An 847-nucleotide genomic window follows, 5' to 3' on the forward strand; every position below is an offset into this window, starting at 1 on the left:
GTGAGGTATAGAGAGCCTGTGAACGGGTCAACCGAACACCACTCAGGACGATCCATTGGCGTTGCGCAACAAAGGTCAGGCGCGCCAGCCGTATTAATGATAATGTCCGCTGAAGAGTTAAAATGATCAGCAAGCGTGCCACCAGATCTCGTCACACTATCAAGCGTTAGTGGCAACCAAGTACCTGTGCTGTCTTCATTGAAACGCGCAACGTAAAGTGTGCCTTCGTCCATGTACTTGTCGCCCGTCGCCAAGCGATTCGCAGGATTTGCATCAGCAGGATCCCAAGCCGCTGCAGACTCGAACTTGTAAAGGTATTCAAAACGAGAATCATGACCTGAGTAAAATACTACGGGTTTGCCTGCTTCTAGCTTACCGAAAGCACAACCTTCGTGGCGGAAACGACCAAGCGCGGTACGCTTTTTCGCACGAGAGTTTTGGGTATATGGGTCAATTTCTACAATGTAGCCATGGCCGTTCGCTTCGTTACGGTAATCGTCTGCAGAGCTGGTGCCTGTTGGTGCAACATTAAAACGCGTGAACTCATCTAAACGCTCTTCTGAGTTACCTGCCAATGTTTCCCACAAGTAACGCGTGCTCTTATCATCCACACCAATACGATCTTGTTCTTCTGTACGAGTCCCCGCATTAACGAAGTAGCCAGGCCAGTTCTCTTCACACGTGAGGTAAGTACCCCACGGCGTATAGCCGTTGCCACAGTTGTTTAACGTACCACGAGCTTGGCTGCCATCAGGCGAAAAACGCGTCACAGTAAGCGCCGTGTGAGCGACTGGGCCAGATAAATCCATCACTGTCGCACCAGTGTAACGGCGGTTAAGCGGATCGG

At 50.9% G+C, this 847-nt stretch carries 1 protein-coding gene; it reads right to left on the reverse strand.

Annotated elements, in window-relative coordinates:
- Nucleotides 1-847: PhoX family protein (locus tag R7Q11_RS25500; protein ID WP_225466916.1), on the reverse strand; the 847-nt coding region annotated here is incomplete at both ends.

It is taken from the genome of Vibrio sp. 970, from assembly GCF_033339075.1.